At 64.1% G+C, this 14,324-nt stretch carries 13 protein-coding genes, 1 tRNA gene and 1 pseudogene; 13 read left to right on the top strand and 2 right to left on the bottom strand.

Features of this window, described 5'->3' with window-relative positions:
- Positions 1-6 precede the first annotated feature (6 nt).
- From dapD to CAP2UW1_RS18080, 12 genes are all read left to right on the top strand, one after another.
- Positions 7-828, top strand: a complete 822-nt coding sequence (gene dapD / locus CAP2UW1_RS18025) for a 2,3,4,5-tetrahydropyridine-2,6-dicarboxylate N-succinyltransferase (RefSeq protein ID WP_015768061.1) — start codon at positions 7-9, stop codon at positions 826-828.
- Between the two features lie 39 nt (positions 829-867).
- Entirely contained in the window at positions 868-2,052 is a 1,185-nt protein-coding gene (locus CAP2UW1_RS18030; RefSeq protein WP_015768062.1) for a PilT/PilU family type 4a pilus ATPase, read from the top strand.
- A 13-nt stretch (positions 2,053-2,065) separates the two neighbouring features.
- Complete coding sequence (gene dapE / locus CAP2UW1_RS18035) at positions 2,066-3,232, top strand: succinyl-diaminopimelate desuccinylase (RefSeq protein ID WP_015768063.1); 1,167 nt, start codon at positions 2,066-2,068, stop codon at positions 3,230-3,232.
- Positions 3,225-4,118 carry a 50S ribosomal protein L3 N(5)-glutamine methyltransferase gene (gene prmB / locus CAP2UW1_RS18040; protein ID WP_015768064.1) on the top strand — a complete coding sequence of 298 codons (894 nt, stop codon included), beginning with the start codon at positions 3,225-3,227 and terminating at the stop codon, positions 4,116-4,118. The genes dapE and prmB overlap by 8 nt, the downstream gene beginning before the upstream one ends.
- Positions 4,119-4,153: 35 nt before the next feature.
- Positions 4,154-4,783, top strand: coding sequence for a GDSL-type esterase/lipase family protein (locus tag CAP2UW1_RS18045; protein ID WP_015768065.1), 630 nt, complete (start codon positions 4,154-4,156; stop codon positions 4,781-4,783).
- Between the two features lie 76 nt (positions 4,784-4,859).
- Positions 4,860-7,508: an aminopeptidase N gene (gene pepN, locus CAP2UW1_RS18050; protein ID WP_015768066.1), complete on the top strand. Its 2,649-nt coding sequence runs from the start codon at positions 4,860-4,862 to the stop codon at positions 7,506-7,508.
- A gap of 120 nt (positions 7,509-7,628) precedes the next feature.
- Positions 7,629-7,705 (top strand) — tRNA-Arg (locus CAP2UW1_RS18055).
- A gap of 250 nt (positions 7,706-7,955) precedes the next feature.
- Positions 7,956-8,348 carry a diacylglycerol kinase family protein gene (locus tag CAP2UW1_RS18060; RefSeq protein WP_291911006.1) on the top strand — a complete coding sequence of 131 codons (393 nt, stop codon included), beginning with the start codon at positions 7,956-7,958 and terminating at the stop codon, positions 8,346-8,348.
- Entirely contained in the window at positions 8,345-8,677 is a 333-nt protein-coding gene (locus tag CAP2UW1_RS24740; RefSeq protein ID WP_081444227.1) for a metallophosphoesterase, read from the top strand. Before CAP2UW1_RS18060 ends, CAP2UW1_RS24740 begins: the two co-directional genes overlap by 4 nt.
- Before the next feature lie 412 nt (positions 8,678-9,089).
- Positions 9,090-9,503, top strand: a complete 414-nt coding sequence (locus CAP2UW1_RS18070; protein ID WP_015768067.1) for a hypothetical protein — start codon at positions 9,090-9,092, stop codon at positions 9,501-9,503.
- 121 nt (positions 9,504-9,624) lie between these two features.
- Entirely contained in the window at positions 9,625-10,713 is a 1,089-nt protein-coding gene (locus CAP2UW1_RS18075; protein WP_015768068.1) for a calcium/sodium antiporter, read from the top strand.
- 174 nt (positions 10,714-10,887) lie between these two features.
- Entirely contained in the window at positions 10,888-11,355 is a 468-nt protein-coding gene (locus CAP2UW1_RS18080; RefSeq protein ID WP_015768069.1) for a CopD family protein, read from the top strand.
- Positions 11,356-11,381: 26 nt separating this feature from the next.
- On the opposite strand, the gene CAP2UW1_RS18085 is transcribed toward CAP2UW1_RS18080, so the two are convergent.
- Positions 11,382-11,864, bottom strand: coding sequence for a DUF456 domain-containing protein (locus CAP2UW1_RS18085; RefSeq protein ID WP_015768070.1), 483 nt, complete (start codon positions 11,862-11,864; stop codon positions 11,382-11,384).
- Between the two features lie 424 nt (positions 11,865-12,288).
- A pseudogene (locus CAP2UW1_RS18090) lies at positions 12,289-12,525 on the bottom strand (M48 metallopeptidase family protein); the annotation flags it as partial.
- A 435-nt stretch (positions 12,526-12,960) separates the two neighbouring features.
- Between CAP2UW1_RS18090 and CAP2UW1_RS24080 the strand changes: the two are divergent.
- A complete protein-coding gene (locus CAP2UW1_RS24080) occupies positions 12,961-14,097 on the top strand; it encodes a GGDEF domain-containing protein (protein ID WP_015768071.1) in 1,137 nt (378 codons plus the stop codon).
- The last annotated feature ends 227 nt before the right edge of the window (positions 14,098-14,324 follow it).

Consider the following 14,324-nt stretch of genomic DNA (forward strand, 5'->3'; position numbering starts at 1 on the left):
ACACCTATGCAGGCAATCCAGCAGACCATCGAAAAGGCGTGGGAAGACCGCGCCGCACTACAGCCGGGCAGCGCTCCGGCTGCCATCGGCGAAGCCGTTGCCGAAGTCCTCGGCCGACTCGACGAGGGCAGCCTGCGCGTTGCCGAAAAGATCGACGGAGAGTGGCTCACCCACCAGTGGATCAAGAAAGCCGTATTGCTGTCGTTCCGACTCCAGGACAACGTGCTGGTCGACGGCGGACCGCTCCGCTACTTCGACAAGGTGCCGAGCAAGTTCGCGAGCTACGACAGCGAGCGCTTCACGCGCGGCGGCTTCCGGGTCGTGCCGCCGGCCACTGCCCGTCGCGGAGCCTTCATCGGCCGGAACGTCGTGCTGATGCCTTCCTACGTCAACATCGGCGCCTATGTTGATGAAGGTACGATGGTTGACACCTGGTCGACGGTGGGCTCCTGTGCGCAGATCGGCAAGAACGTGCACCTCTCGGGTGGCGTCGGCATCGGCGGCGTGCTCGAACCGCTGCAGGCCAACCCGACGATCATCGAAGACAACTGCTTCATCGGCGCTCGCTCGGAAGTCGTCGAGGGCGTCATCATCGGCGAAGGCTCGGTCATTTCGATGGGTGTCTATATCGGCCAGTCCACCCGCATCTTCGACCGCGAAACGGGCCAGGTGAGCTACGGGCGTGTGCCGCCGGGTTCGGTCGTCGTGTCCGGCAACCTGCCCGCCAAGGACGGCAGTTACAGCCTCTACTGCGCCGTGATCGTCAAGAAGGTCGACGCCGGGACGCGCGCCAAAACGAGCATCAACGACCTGCTGCGTGGCGACTGAATTCGCCCCGATCGACCCACCTGAACCAGCGGCAAGCGAATGATCCTCGAAAAGCTCTTTCAGGTGATGGCCGAGCGCCAGGCTTCGGACATCTTCATCAGCGCCGGCGCGCCGATCCACATCAAGATCCGGGGCACCATCGTGCCGGTCAATCAGCAAGTGATGGAGCCGGCGATGATCGAGAAGATCGCCGGCGAACTGATGAACGCCGAGCAGATCGAGATCTTCGAAGCGACGAAGGAGATGAACCTCTCGCTGGGCGTCGCCAAGCTCGGCAACTTCCGCGTCAACCTGTTTCGACAGCGCGCCTCGATCTCCATCGTCGTGCGTTACATCCTCGGCAACATCCCACCGCTGGATTCGCTGTCGCTGCCGCCGGTTCTCGGCGACCTGGTGATGGAACGGCGTGGCCTGATCCTCATCGTCGGCTCGACGGGCTCCGGGAAATCGACCACCATCGCGTCGATGCTGGACCACCGGAATGCCACTTGCACGGGGCACATCCTGACCATCGAGGATCCGATCGAGTACCTGTTCAGGCACAAGAAATCGATCGTCAATCAGCGCGAGATCGGCATGGACACGCTGGGCTGGAACCAGGCCCTGAAGAACGCCATGCGGCAGGCACCGGACTGCATTCTGATCGGCGAGATACGCGACCAGGAAACGATGCAGGCGGCGATTGCCTACGCGCAGACGGGCCACCTGTGCCTCGGCACGCTGCATGCCAACAACAGTTACCACGCGCTCAACCGGATGATCAATTTCTTCCCGATCGACACGCGCACCTCGCTGTACATGGACCTCTCGGTCAGCCTGAAGGCGATCGTTTCGCAGCGCCTGGTCAAGCGCAAGGATGGCCAGCTGGTGCCGGCCGTCGAGGTGCTGCTCAACAGCTATCACGTGCAGGAACTGGTCGAACACGGCGACATCCCGGCGCTCAAGGAAGCGATGGAACAGAGTCTCGCTCCCGGTTCGCAGACCTTCGAGCAGGATCTCTTCCGGCTCTACCGCTCGGACGTGATCACGCTCGAGGAAGCACTCAACAATGCCGACTCACCGACGAACCTGTCGTGGCTGATCAACAACAACGAGCTGGTGCCTACCCATCCGCGAAGGGAAGAGAAGGCCAGCGAAACACCCTATGAGTTATCGATTACCGACCCGGACGGCCCTTCCTACAAAGAGTTCACGCTCAGCCTCAACGACAGTGACGAGCCATAGACGGGGTCCGACCATGACTACCGACAACACGCGCGCAGCGCCGCCAGACCCCACCGCTGCGCTGGCCGAGCAATTGATTGCCTGTCGCTCGCTTACCCCCGACGACGGCGGTTGCCTGCCGATCATCGTCCGGCGCCTCGAAGCCCTCGGTTTTCAATGCGATTTCATGAACCGCGCCGGCGTCACCAACCTCTGGGCACGCCGCGGCAGCCAGCGGCCGCTGCTCTGTCTGGCCGGTCACACCGACGTGGTTCCCAGCGGACCACTCGACGAATGGCACAGCGACCCATTTCGACCGGTACGCCGGGACGGCGTCCTCTACGGGCGCGGCGCCGCCGACATGAAGGGTTCACTGGCCGCCTTCGTCACTGCCGCGGAAGATTTCGTCGCCGCCCGCCCCGATCATCGCGGCTCGCTCGCCTTCCTGCTCACTTCCGACGAGGAAGGCGACGCCATCGACGGCACTGTCGTCGTCACCGACGCCTTGCGGCAACGCGGCGAGACAATCGACTACTGCATCGTCGGCGAACCGACTGCGGTCGACACCCTCGGCGACATGATCAAGAATGGTCGCCGCGGCTCGCTCTCCGGGAAGCTGACCATCAAGGGTATTCAGGGACACATTGCCTACCCGCACCTGGCGAAGAACCCGATCCACCTGGCGGCGCCGGCCATCGCCGAACTGGCGCAGACCGTATGGGACCGCGGCAACGCATTCTTTCCACCGACCACCTGGCAGGTTTCCAATATCCACGCCGGCACCGGCGCCGGCAACGTCATCCCCGGCAGCGTCGACATCGATTTCAACTTCCGCTTCGCCACCGCCAGCACGCCGGAGGAACTGCAGGCCAGACTGTGTGCGCTCCTCGAACGGCATGGGCTCGACTACGACATCGTCTGGACGCTGGGCGCCAGGCCCTTTCTCACTGGCCACGGCGCCCTGCTCGACGCCTCGCTCGCCGCCATCCGCGCCGAAACCGGTATCGAGGCCGAGCTGTCGACCGCGGGCGGCACCTCGGACGGTCGTTTCATCGCCGAGATCTGCCCGCAGGTGATCGAGATCGGCCCGGTCAACGCCACCATCCACAAGGTCAACGAATGCGTCGACCTGGTCGCCCTGCCGCAACTGGCCGCCATCTATCGGCGGATCCTCGAGCAATTGCTGCCCGCCAATGTTTGACCAGGCGCAAACCGAACTCGCGACACTGCGCGACCTGCTGCGCTTTGCCGTCAGCCGCTTCAACGAGGCGCAACTGTTCTTCGGTCACGGTTCCGACAACGCCTGGGACGAAGCCGCGTATCTGCTGCTGCACACCCTGCACCTGCCGCTCGATCGACTCGAGCCCTTCCTCGACGCGCGGCTCACCAGCGCCGAGCGCGCCGGTCTCCTGCGCATCATCGAACGCCGCATCGGTGAACGCCTGCCGGTCGCCTACCTGACCAACGAAGCCTGGCTCGGCGAGTACCGTTTCTACGTCGATCAGCGGGTGATCGTGCCGCGTTCCTTCATTGCCGAGCTGTTGCGCGAGCAACTGGCGCCATGGATCGACGATCCCGAGGCAGTCGGCGCCGTTCTCGACCTGTGCACCGGCTCGGCATGCCTGGCCATCATCGCGGCGCACGCCTTCCCCGCCGCCAGGATCGACGCCGTCGATGTTTCGCCGGACGCCCTCGTGGTGGCCAGGCGCAACGTTGAAGACTACGACCTGGCGACGCGAATTCGACTCGTCGAGGGAGATCTCTTTGCCGGCCTCAAGCAGCGCCGCTACGACCTGATCATCGCCAACCCCCCCTACGTCAAGGCGAGTTCGATGGCCACCCTGCCCGACGAGTACCGGCGGGAGCCCGAGCTGGCGCTGGCCAGCGGTGAAGATGGCCTCGATCTGACGCGCGCTATCCTCGCCGGAGCGCGCAAGCATCTCAAGGCCAACGGTCTGCTGGTCGTCGAGATCGGCCACAACCGCGAGGAACTCGAGGCGGCGTTCCCGACCACCCCCTTCACGTGGCTCGACACCAGCGCCGGCGACCAGTATGTCTTCCTTCTGCATCGAGACGAGTTGCCGTGAGTCGCGCAAGACGCTACCCGCGCGACTGAACGGCGATGCGTAGCCTGCGCCTGCTGCTGCTTGCCGTCCTGCTGCTGGCCGGCTGCCACGATTCGGCGCGGCTGGCGTCGCTGCCACCGGGCAGCCGGGTTCTCGCCTTCGGCGACAGCATCACGTTTGGCAGTGGCGCGGCTCCCGGCGAGGACTATCCGGCTCGCCTGGCCGCAATCAGCGGCTGGCAGATCGATAACGCCGGCATCCCGGGCGACACCGCGGAAGCGGCGCAGGCGCGAATTCGGGCGGCGCTGGGCGAAACCCGGCCAGCGCTGGTGATCGTCGAACTGGGCGGCAACGACTTCCTGAGACGGCGGCCGGAAAAAGCCGTCAAGGAGGACCTGCGCGCCATCGTGGCCGCCATCAGGCAGTCCGGCATCCCGGTCGTTCTGGTCGCCGTGCCGAAGCTGTCGCTGATCGGCGTGGCGACCAGCAGATTGCCCGACTCGACGATCTACGCCGAATTGGCCAGGGAAGAAAAGCTGCCGGTCGTCGAGGGTGTCCTTGCCGCCGTCCTCTCCGACCCGGCACTGAAAGCTGACCCCATTCATCCGAACGCCAGCGGCTACCGCAAACTTGCGGAAGGTGTTGCCGAACAACTGAGCCGAGCCGGCTTGCTGAAAAAGCCCTGACCGCGGGTGCTCGCCGGCGCCTTGGCAGATCGGCAGCGCCGGGGAGACGCGACCGGCAGAAAAAAGGAACCCACCGATGAAAACCGAAACCCCGCAGATCGTCCGTCGCCAAGACTACACGCCGCCCGCGTTCCTGGTCGATGCCGTGGACCTCGACGTGCAGTTCCTCGCCGACGAGGTGCTGGTCAACAGCCACCTGCAGTTGCGGCGAAATCCGGCCGCCGCGCCCGGAAAAGCGCTGCAACTCGATGGCCACGGCCTCGAAACCATCTCGGTCGCCATCGACGGCAGACCCCTCGCCGCGAACGCCTACAGCTGCACCGATACGATACTGAACATTGCCGAGCCTCCGGACTCGTTGTTGCTGAGTACGCTGACGCGTATCGACGCCGACCACAACAGCAGCCTCTGCGGACTGTATCGCTCGAAGGACGGCTACTTCACGCAGTGCGAGGCGCAGGGCTTCCGCAGAATCACCTGGTTCCCCGATCGCCCCGACATCATGTCGCGCTACACCGTCACCCTGCACGCCGACAAGGCCAAGCTGCCGGTGCTGCTCGCCAACGGCAATCCTGTGGCGAGTGGCGACGAAGGGACTGACCGTCATTGGGCGCGCTGGGAAGATCCATTCCCGAAGCCCTGCTATCTGTTTGCGCTGGTCGCCGCGCGACTGGACGTGCTGCGCGACAGCTTCACGACCTGCAGCGGGCGCAGCGTCCAGCTTGCGGTCTTCGTCGAACCCGGCAAGCTCGATCAGTGCGCGCACGCGATGGACGCGCTCAAACGGGCGATGCGCTGGGACGAGGAAGTGTTCGGCCTCGAGTGCGACCTCCACCACTACATGATCGTTGCCGTCGGTGACTTCAACATGGGAGCGATGGAGAACAAGGGGCTGAACGTCTTCAATACCAAGTACGTTCTGGCGCGCGCCGACACCGCCACCGATGGTGACTACCAGAACATCGACCGCGTCGTCGCCCACGAATACTTCCACAACTGGACCGGCAACCGGGTCACCTGCCGCGACTGGTTCCAGTTGTCGCTCAAGGAGGGGCTGACCGTCTTCCGCGACCAGGAGTTTGGCGCTGACATGCACAGCCGCGCGGTCACCCGGATTCGCGATGTGCGTGGGCTGCGCGCCGCGCAGTTTCCCGAGGACGCCGGCCCGATGGCGCATCCGGTACGTCCCGACTCGTACATCGAGATCAACAATTTCTACACCAGCACCGTCTATGAGAAAGGCGCCGAGGTCGTGCGCATGATCCACACGCTGATCGGCAAGGAAGCCTTCCGGCGTGGCATGGACCTGTATTTCGCGCGCCACGACGGGCAGGCCGTGACCTGCGACGATTTCGTCGCGGCAATGGCCGACGCCTCGGAAGTCGACCTCACGCAGTTCAAGCGCTGGTACGCGCATGCCGGCACCCCGCACGTCCGGGCCGTCGGCAGCCATGACCCGGCGACACGGCGCTATGTCCTCACCCTCGCGCAGTCGCGACCGACCGGCGTCGAGGAAGCGAGCAGCCAGCCATTCCATATCCCGATCGCGATCGGCCTGGTCGGACCGACCGGCGAGGATCTGCCGCTGCACCTGGCCTCGGACTGCGACGGCGGCAGACGCGACGCGACGACGCGCGTCGTCTCGCTGACGGAGAGCGAACAGCGGTTCGTCTTCGAGGACGTGGCAAGCCCGCCGGTACCCTCGCTGCTGCGCAACTTCTCGGCACCGGTGATTCTCGATTACGCCTGGCGGGATGAAGATCTCGCCCACCTCCTCGCCCACGACAGCGACCCGTTCAACCGCTGGGAGGCAGGGCAACGCCTGGCCGGTCGGCTGATCCTTGCCGCGGCCGGGGAGATCGCTGCGGGACGGCCGGTGCACTGGCCGCCAAGCTTCGTCGACGCCGCCGCGCAGGTTCTCGCGCGCGGCCCCGAGGATCCAGCCTTCGCCGCCGAAGTGCTGACGCTGCCCGGCGAAGCGACCCTCGCCGAGGAAATGGCCGTGGTCGACCCGGATGCACTTCACCATGCCCGCAACGGACTGCGCCGCTTCCTCGCCGAAAAACTCGCCGCCCCCCTGCGGCAATGCTACGACGCGCTCGCCATGAGCGGGCCGTACCGACCGACACCCGCAGCCGCCGGCCGGCGGGCTTTGCGTAACCTCTGCCTGAGCACCCTTGGCGAGTTGCAGAACAGCGAAGCAAGAGGGCTGGCCATGCGCCAGTTCGTATCGGCCGACAACATGAGCGACCAGTTCGCGGCGCTGGCAACACTCGCGCAGGACGACTGCGGCGAGCGCGCGCAGGCGCTCGCGGCCTTCTACGAGCGCTGGCACGGCGAGGCGCTGGTCGTGGACAAGTGGCTGTCGGTGCAAGCGGCGAGCCGTCTTCCGGCGACGCTGACGATCGTCCGGGGTTTGCTCGCTCACCCCGGCTTCGATCTGCGCAACCCGAACAAGGTTTACGCCCTGCTCAACACCTTCGGCAACAACCACGTCCATTTTCACGCCGCCGACGGCAGCGGCTACCACTTCCTCGGCGAACAGATCGCCCAGCTCGATTCCATCAATCCGCAAGTGGCGGCGCGCCTGGCGCGGCGTTTCGATCGCTGGCGCCGGTTTGACGCCACCCGACAGCAGCACGCACGCGGCACGCTGGAAACCCTGCGCGCGACCAATGGCCTGTCGGCGGATGTCCTCGAGATCGTCGGGCGCGCGCTCGACTGACTGGCGAGGCGGGCGCCGTCACCATTAACTGGCCATGGCGTTGGCCGGCCAGGAATCCTCAACATAGTACTTGAGGCAGGCGCAGGCGCTCTGTATAATGGCGCCCTTCACCACGGCAAGGCGCCCGTAGCTCAGCTGGATAGAGTACTTGGCTACGAACCAAGGGGTCGGGCGTTCGAATCGCTCCGGGCGTGCCAACAGAATCAAGCACTCAGGCCAATCTTCGGATTGGCCTGAGTGCTTTTCTCGGTCATTGGTGACACATCCGGCAGCGTGACACCCTTGCGGCGCTGCCCACGCCCGGGCGGCGCAAGGCTGGGGCGGTCAGCGCGTAAGCGGCCGTTCGGCCGTAGCCGCTGGGTGGCGTTCGTGGCGGCTTGTGCCACGCTACTGCGCGCACAGCGACGACTACGCCCGCCTATCGAGACAGCATCCTCGGTTCGCGACGTGCAGACGCTGACGCTCTTCGTGGGTAACAACCGGCTGCAACTTCAGCAGTTCGGTGCAGAGCCGGTGGATACCCCGGCCGGCACGCCCGGCAAAGGCAGCATGGCCGCGCTGATGCTGCGGCCCGTCGACACATTGTCGATGATCGGGCTGATGCTGCATGGCGCGATGGGCAGGCTGGGGGAAGCTGCCGGTGTGGAGGGCTTCAAGTTCCACCGCATGGTGGTGAAGCCCACGCTGGCACCCGGCCGCAGGAAGGTCGTGGTGGCATTTGACGGTGAGGTGGCACACATGCGCGCGCCGATCGACGTTCGTGTCCTCGACAAGGCCTTGTACCTGCTCCAGGCCACTGGCGCAGCGAACACGACAGACGCGCCAGAGGCCGCGCCATGAGCGTCCTGCTGCAGATCTCCGACACCCATTTCGGCACCGAACAACCGAAGGTGGTTGAAGCTCTGGTTGCCCTGGCAGCGCAGCAGCGGCCGGTGATGGTGGTGCTGTCGGGTGATATCACGCAGCGTGCGCGGCCGGCCCAGTTTCGCGCGGCCAAGGTCTTCGTCGACCGACTGGGGGCACCAGTTCTGGCTATCCCCGGCAACCACGACATTGCATTGTTCGACCTTTGGGCGCGGCTGACCCGCCCGTACGCGTGCTACGCCAAGGTGTTCGAGGCCGACCTCGTGTTGGGTGGGCACATCCATCTACCCTACATGCTGGCGTAACACGGTCTGGCGCGACGACTATGGGTGGTCCAGGCCGCAACCGCCGTGTCGTGGGCGCACACGCCCTGACGTGCCCAACTCGGTGAATATCCTGCGCTTGCGCGAGACGTCCGGCGTGCGGGGCGACCAGACGCAGACCGGGTCCGAGGCGGTGGAGTGCTGCCTCATCGAACAATGAGACTTTGCGCGCCACGATCGAGTCTTCGTCCGCACCGCGGTGAAACCCGTGCAGCCGGAGCGCGGCTGATCGCACGCAGCCCCGTAGCGGTCAGTGCCGCAGCAAGCACTGCCAGCCGCGCTGCCTTCGAACTTACATCGAAAAAACGGATGAATTCATCGCACTGTAACTGATTTATTCGAACTTCGAATAGTGCAAGAATAGGAACTGCTGCTCTACAGACAGGAGGCGATCGTGTCCTACGCACTCAGTTGGTTTTTGGTGTTCGGCCTTTTTGCACTATGGTCGCTGGCGGCCTGGGCGGTGCATGCGGTCGCCATGTGGTCGGTCTCGAATGTCGGCGCGGTGACCGGCGTCGCATCGGCTGTCGAGGGTCTGCGTCTGCCGGAGTGGCTGGCGCCCTGGGTACCGCCGGAGGTCGCACAGACGATGACCTCGCTGCTCTCGGGCTTCGCGCCGGTCGTCGAGAGTCTGCTTCACACCGCGCCGGCGCTGGCCGGCGGCCTGACCGTGCTGACTTGGGTGATCTGGGGCCTTGGCAGCGTGCTGCTGATCCTGCTGGGCGCAGGGCTGCATCTGCTCATCGCGATGTGGCACCGCCGCGGCAGCGGTTCCGGTCCTCAGCCGGCAAGTCAGGTGATCGCATGACGGATATACTGTCCTCGTACTGGTGCGACGCGATGACTGCGCGGAACTCGACCCTTGTCGCTGTCTGCGTCAGGCGGGCGGCACTGCGTTGGACCACTGTCTATAGCTCCGGTGATCGATCATGAACCTTCTCATGTTTTTCGGCGGCCTTATCTTGCTGGTCATCGGCGCCAACACGCTGGTGCGCGGCGCGTCCAAACTGGCGATGTCCTTCGGTATCAGCCCGCTCGTCGTCGGGCTCACCATCGTCGCCTTTGGCACCAGCGCGCCCGAGGTTGCGGTGAGCCTCGGCGCCGTGCTCGACGGCAAGACCGACATCGCCATTGGCAATGTGGTGGGCAGCAACATCTTTAATGTGCTGTTCATTTTGGGAATCAGCGCCCTGATCGCGCCGCTGGTGGTCAATATCCAGCTGATCCGGCAGGAGGTGCCGATCATGCTCGGCGCAAGCCTCCTGCTGCTGGCACTCGCGCTGGATGGAAGGCTCTCGTTCCTGGACGGAGGTTTCCTGTTCGCCCTGCTGGTGGCCTACACCGTGTTCCTGGTCGTCCAGTCTCGCCGCGAGACCCAGGCCGCGAAGGACGAGTTTGCCGAGGAGATCCAGCCCGCCGAGGCCGGTGCCTGGGACAGCCACTGGGCGGCACAGATCGGCCTGATCGCCGCCGGCCTGGTGGCGCTGGTGTTTGGCTCGGACTACCTGGTACAGGCCTCGGTCAGTTTCGCCAAGACCATGGGCGTTAGCGACCTCGTCATCGGCCTGACCATCGTCGCCGCCGGCACCAGCATGCCCGAGGTGGCCACGAGCATCGCAGCCGCGATCAAGGGCGAACGCGACATCGCGGTGGGCAACGTCGTCGGCAGCAGCACCTTCAACATCCTGGGCTGCCTGGGCTTATCGGGGCTGGTGTCGGGCAACCTGGGTCTGGCGATGGCGCCATCGCTGCTGGCCTTCGATATCTGGGTGATGCTGGCGGTGGCTCTGGCCTGCCTGCCGGTTTTCATGACTGGCCGCGAGATCGCGCGCTGGGAAGGCGGGGTGTTCCTCGGCTATTACGTTGCCTACGTGGCCTACCTGATCCTGGCGGCGCAGCAGCACGATGCGCTGCCGGTCTTCTCGAGCGTGATGATGGGCTTTTTCGTACCGCTGACCGTGGTGACGCTGGTGGTGATGGTGATCCTCCGCCCGGTCGCAGCCAGCGAGCACACATGACGGCGCCGATCTTGCAGCGGCCATGCGAAGCAGCAGCGACCTTGACTAACTAGCGGGTGTCGATGCACACCCTGGCGCAAGCTCGCGGGACCGCAGCGCCGATCGGGCTCGTGGTATGGATTTTGGGGAGCGAGTAGATCCGGCACGGGGTCTCAATTTGAAAGGGCTTCTTCAATGATCTATGCGACCCTCAAGACTCTGCATGTGCTGTCCATCATCGTGTGGATCGGTGGCATGGTGTTTGCGCACTTCTTCTTGCGCCCCGCCGTCGCCCAGTTCGAACCGGCGGTGCGGCTACGACTCATGCACGCTGTACTCGGCCGCTTTTTCCAGGCCGTACTTGCCGCCTCGTTGCTGACGTTGGCCACCGGTGTGTGGATGCTCGGCCGCGTGGCCAAGCAAGTGGTCCAGTCCGGTGGCAGTTTCGAAATGCCGCTGGCCTGGACCTTCATGGCGGTGCTTGGCGTCGCGATGGTGGCAATCTTCATGCACATCCGCTTCGTCCTTTACAAGACGCTGGACCGTGCGGTTGCGGCGTCTGAATGGGTCGCTGGTGGTACGGCCTTGGCACAGATCCGCAACTGGGTCTCCATCAATCTGGCGCTTGGCGTGCTGGTACTGCTCGTCACACTGCTGCGCTGAACGGCCGCTGGCCTCGGGACGCGGATTCAAATCAGCAAGGCCGCGCCAAAAATGCCCACCATGATGAAAGCCAGCACCACTTTGGCGATGAGCCCCACCATGATCCCGACCCAAGTGGCGACGCCGACTTTGACGGCGCGCGCTTGGTCTTTCTGCGCCAGGTACTCGCCCACGGCGGCACCGGCCAGGGGCATGAAGAGCACACCCACCAAACCCATGAAAAGTCCGAGCACCGTGCCCACCGCCGCGCCCATCAGGGCCATTTTGCTGGCACCGGCTTTCTTGGCTCCCATGAGCCCGGCTACATAGTCCAGACCCCAGGCCAATACTGCCAGCACACTGACCACCACCACGGTGGTCATGCCCACACGAGTGAAGTCATCTATCCACGCGCCGAGCACGATGCCACCCCAAACCAACACGGTCCCCGGCAGCACGGGCAGCACGGTGCCCGCCAGGCCCAACAAAATCAGGGCAGCAGACAAAATCCATAAGAAGGTCGTTTCCAAGATAAGCCCTCGAGGTCAAAAACTCGCACACTGTCCCTCATGTCGATCTGTCCGATTGAACTGCAAGGCTTGGCTTGCATGACAATAGGGTCAGTTCCCACACTGCGACAATTGAAGTGCGAGGTAGTTTCCTCAGACCGGAATAGCCGATGAGCTATCCGCTCAATCGCCCATGGTCTGCTGGCTGTTGGACACCTACCCCTCGCTCAGCGCTGCTTGTGTGACGAAATTGGCCGAGAGGCTGGCAGTGATCTGGCTGCCCAGGCGACCGCTTGACACAAAGACTGGCCGTTGAGTCGTTCGAGTGACGAATGACCTTTGCGGCGCGGTGTCCGTCAGCAAGACACCAGAACTCAGCGGCCGCTCATGGTCTGGAGCGGCCAGCCCGCCAACGCCTGCTTGCCCGCTAAAATGCCGCCTTCAGCTACCTCTCATTCCATCGTTCCGCAGCCAGCGGCAACTCATTCAGTTCCGCACGCGCCTCCCGCCAACTCGGGCAGTGCCGATCCAGAAGCGCCACGAAGCGCTCGCCATGCGTCGGCTCAAGGAGATGAAGCATTTCGTGTACGACGACGTACTCAAGCAAGTCCCTGGGCTTCTTGACCAACTCGGTATTCAGGCGAATGGTCCCGCTCCGGTGGCTGCAGCCGCCCCACTTTGTCCAGTCGGATTTCTTGATGGCCATGAGCCGGCTTCTTGGTTTGTGATGCCAGACGGCGCAGGCTTGCTACTTTACACCGCAGGCTCTGGAGAGAGTCCGATGATTCCGCCTGCTGGCTGCAGCGCAGACGCAATTTTTGTGAAGCAGATTCAGAAGCATCGCGTTACCCTGGGTCACCACGTCTCCGTGACGCCATAACGCTCTCGCGCCCGGTTACGCTGCAACTCGCCATCGGCGATCTGGCCGTCGTCGGCCGCTACTCGCCGCACCTCGCGCGCGTGCAACAAGAATTCTGTGCTCGGCTTTTTCCAATGGTGCAGACGTGGAGTTCACCGAACGGTTTCCGGCCGACAGGCGCCAGAGATTGAACAGCCCCTGCTATGGCGCTGGTCGAAGCTGAACGCACGTCTGATGGCGGCCGGCAGGTAATCGACCGTGGGCGCTATACTCTTCAAGGCCGGCGCCGCCCTGGCAGCCGGAGCCGGCGAGGAAACGGAGGGGATGATCATGAGCAACAGCGAAGGGCACACAAGGGCAAGCGATTTGGCCGGGCCGGGCGGCAAGATTCTCGCGGGCGGGTTTTCGCCGCGGCTGTGCCAGCGGCTGACGGAATGCGTCACCGCCATGGCAGCCTTGGAGAAGATTTCCTCGCCGATCATCCCCTATATCGCCGCCTGGCGCGAGCACGAGAAGATCATCTGGTATGAACATGTCGGAGCGCGGTTTCTCGCCCTTCTCGGCTGCAATCGGGGGGAAGTCGACGAGGTCTTTCGGCAGAGTATCGTCGATCGGCGGCTCTACCGGTACGCGGAGCGGGAGCACAAGGTCGAGGAGGAGATCGTCACGCGGGCCGAGTTGCGTGGCGCTCAGGACGGCTTGCGCGAGGAGGTGAAGAAGGCGGGGGCGGTCGAGTTCGTCTATCAGCTGGCCTTGCCGGGAGGAAAGACGATCTGGCTGAAGGACCAGGCCAACATCGAGGTCTTTGTCGAGGACCGGATCTGTCTCTCCATTGGCTGCCTGACCGAGGTCACCAAGGAGATGGAGCAGAAGGATCTGCTGGAGAAAATCGGCTATTTCGACGAACTGACCAAGCTGCCGAAACGCACCATCCTCCAACGGATCATCGAGATCAATATCGGCAATCTCCGCCGCGGTCACATCAACGACTTTGTCTTTCTGTTGTTGGACCTGGATCATTTCAAGGCGGTGAACGACACCCATGGCCATCAGGCCGGGGACCACGTCTTGCTCGGCTTCGCGGAAGTGATGCGGGCCACCAAGCGGCATGAGGATGAGATCGGCCGCTATGGAGGCGAGGAGTTTTACGGATTCTCCATCGGCGGCTTGCAGAACGGCCTGCAGTTTGCCGAGCGGCTGCGGCTGGCGGTGGCCAACGCCGATTTTGTTTTCAATCGAGAGCGGATTCCGGTGACCGTCTCGGTCGGCTTGGTAGCGGCCAGCCAGTTGGCGGCGGTGGGGGAGATCACTGTCGAAGAGCTGGTACGGGTAGCCGATCGGCGTTTGTATGTGGCCAAGGAAGAAGGGCGAAATCGAGTGGTCTTTCGAGGCTGACAGATCAGAAACTGCCGGGGCTACACACCAGCAGTACGGGAGCTGAGGACGCGCGTCATGACGGTGTGCCCCGGGCCGGCAAGACCGATCGGCCCGATATCGGCGAGTCGTGACGAAGGATGGGCTGCTGCCGTCGCAATGCAGGTCAGGAACGCATCTTGACGCCAGGCTGCCGTCGAGTGCGATCGTCGAAATGCCGCCTCGCCGCTTCATGTGGTTTCGTGTCG

Origin of the sequence: Candidatus Accumulibacter phosphatis, from assembly GCF_000024165.1 — a bacterium.
In the GTDB taxonomy this organism is placed as follows: domain Bacteria; phylum Pseudomonadota; class Gammaproteobacteria; order Burkholderiales; family Rhodocyclaceae; genus Accumulibacter; species Accumulibacter phosphatis.

Coding starts and splice junctions, on each gene's coding strand:
- dapD (WP_015768061.1), top strand. CDS start 7: ATGCAGGCAATCCAGCAGACCATCGAAAAGGCGTGGGAAGACCGCGCC.
- CAP2UW1_RS18030 (WP_015768062.1), top strand. CDS start 868: ATGATCCTCGAAAAGCTCTTTCAGGTGATGGCCGAGCGCCAGGCTTCG.
- dapE (WP_015768063.1), top strand. CDS start 2,066: ATGACTACCGACAACACGCGCGCAGCGCCGCCAGACCCCACCGCTGCG.
- prmB (WP_015768064.1), top strand. CDS start 3,225: ATGTTTGACCAGGCGCAAACCGAACTCGCGACACTGCGCGACCTGCTG.
- CAP2UW1_RS18045 (WP_015768065.1), top strand. CDS start 4,154: ATGCGTAGCCTGCGCCTGCTGCTGCTTGCCGTCCTGCTGCTGGCCGGC.
- pepN (WP_015768066.1), top strand. CDS start 4,860: ATGAAAACCGAAACCCCGCAGATCGTCCGTCGCCAAGACTACACGCCG.
- CAP2UW1_RS24740 (WP_081444227.1), top strand. CDS start 8,345: ATGAGCGTCCTGCTGCAGATCTCCGACACCCATTTCGGCACCGAACAA.
- CAP2UW1_RS18075 (WP_015768068.1), top strand. CDS start 9,625: ATGAACCTTCTCATGTTTTTCGGCGGCCTTATCTTGCTGGTCATCGGC.
- CAP2UW1_RS18080 (WP_015768069.1), top strand. CDS start 10,888: ATGATCTATGCGACCCTCAAGACTCTGCATGTGCTGTCCATCATCGTG.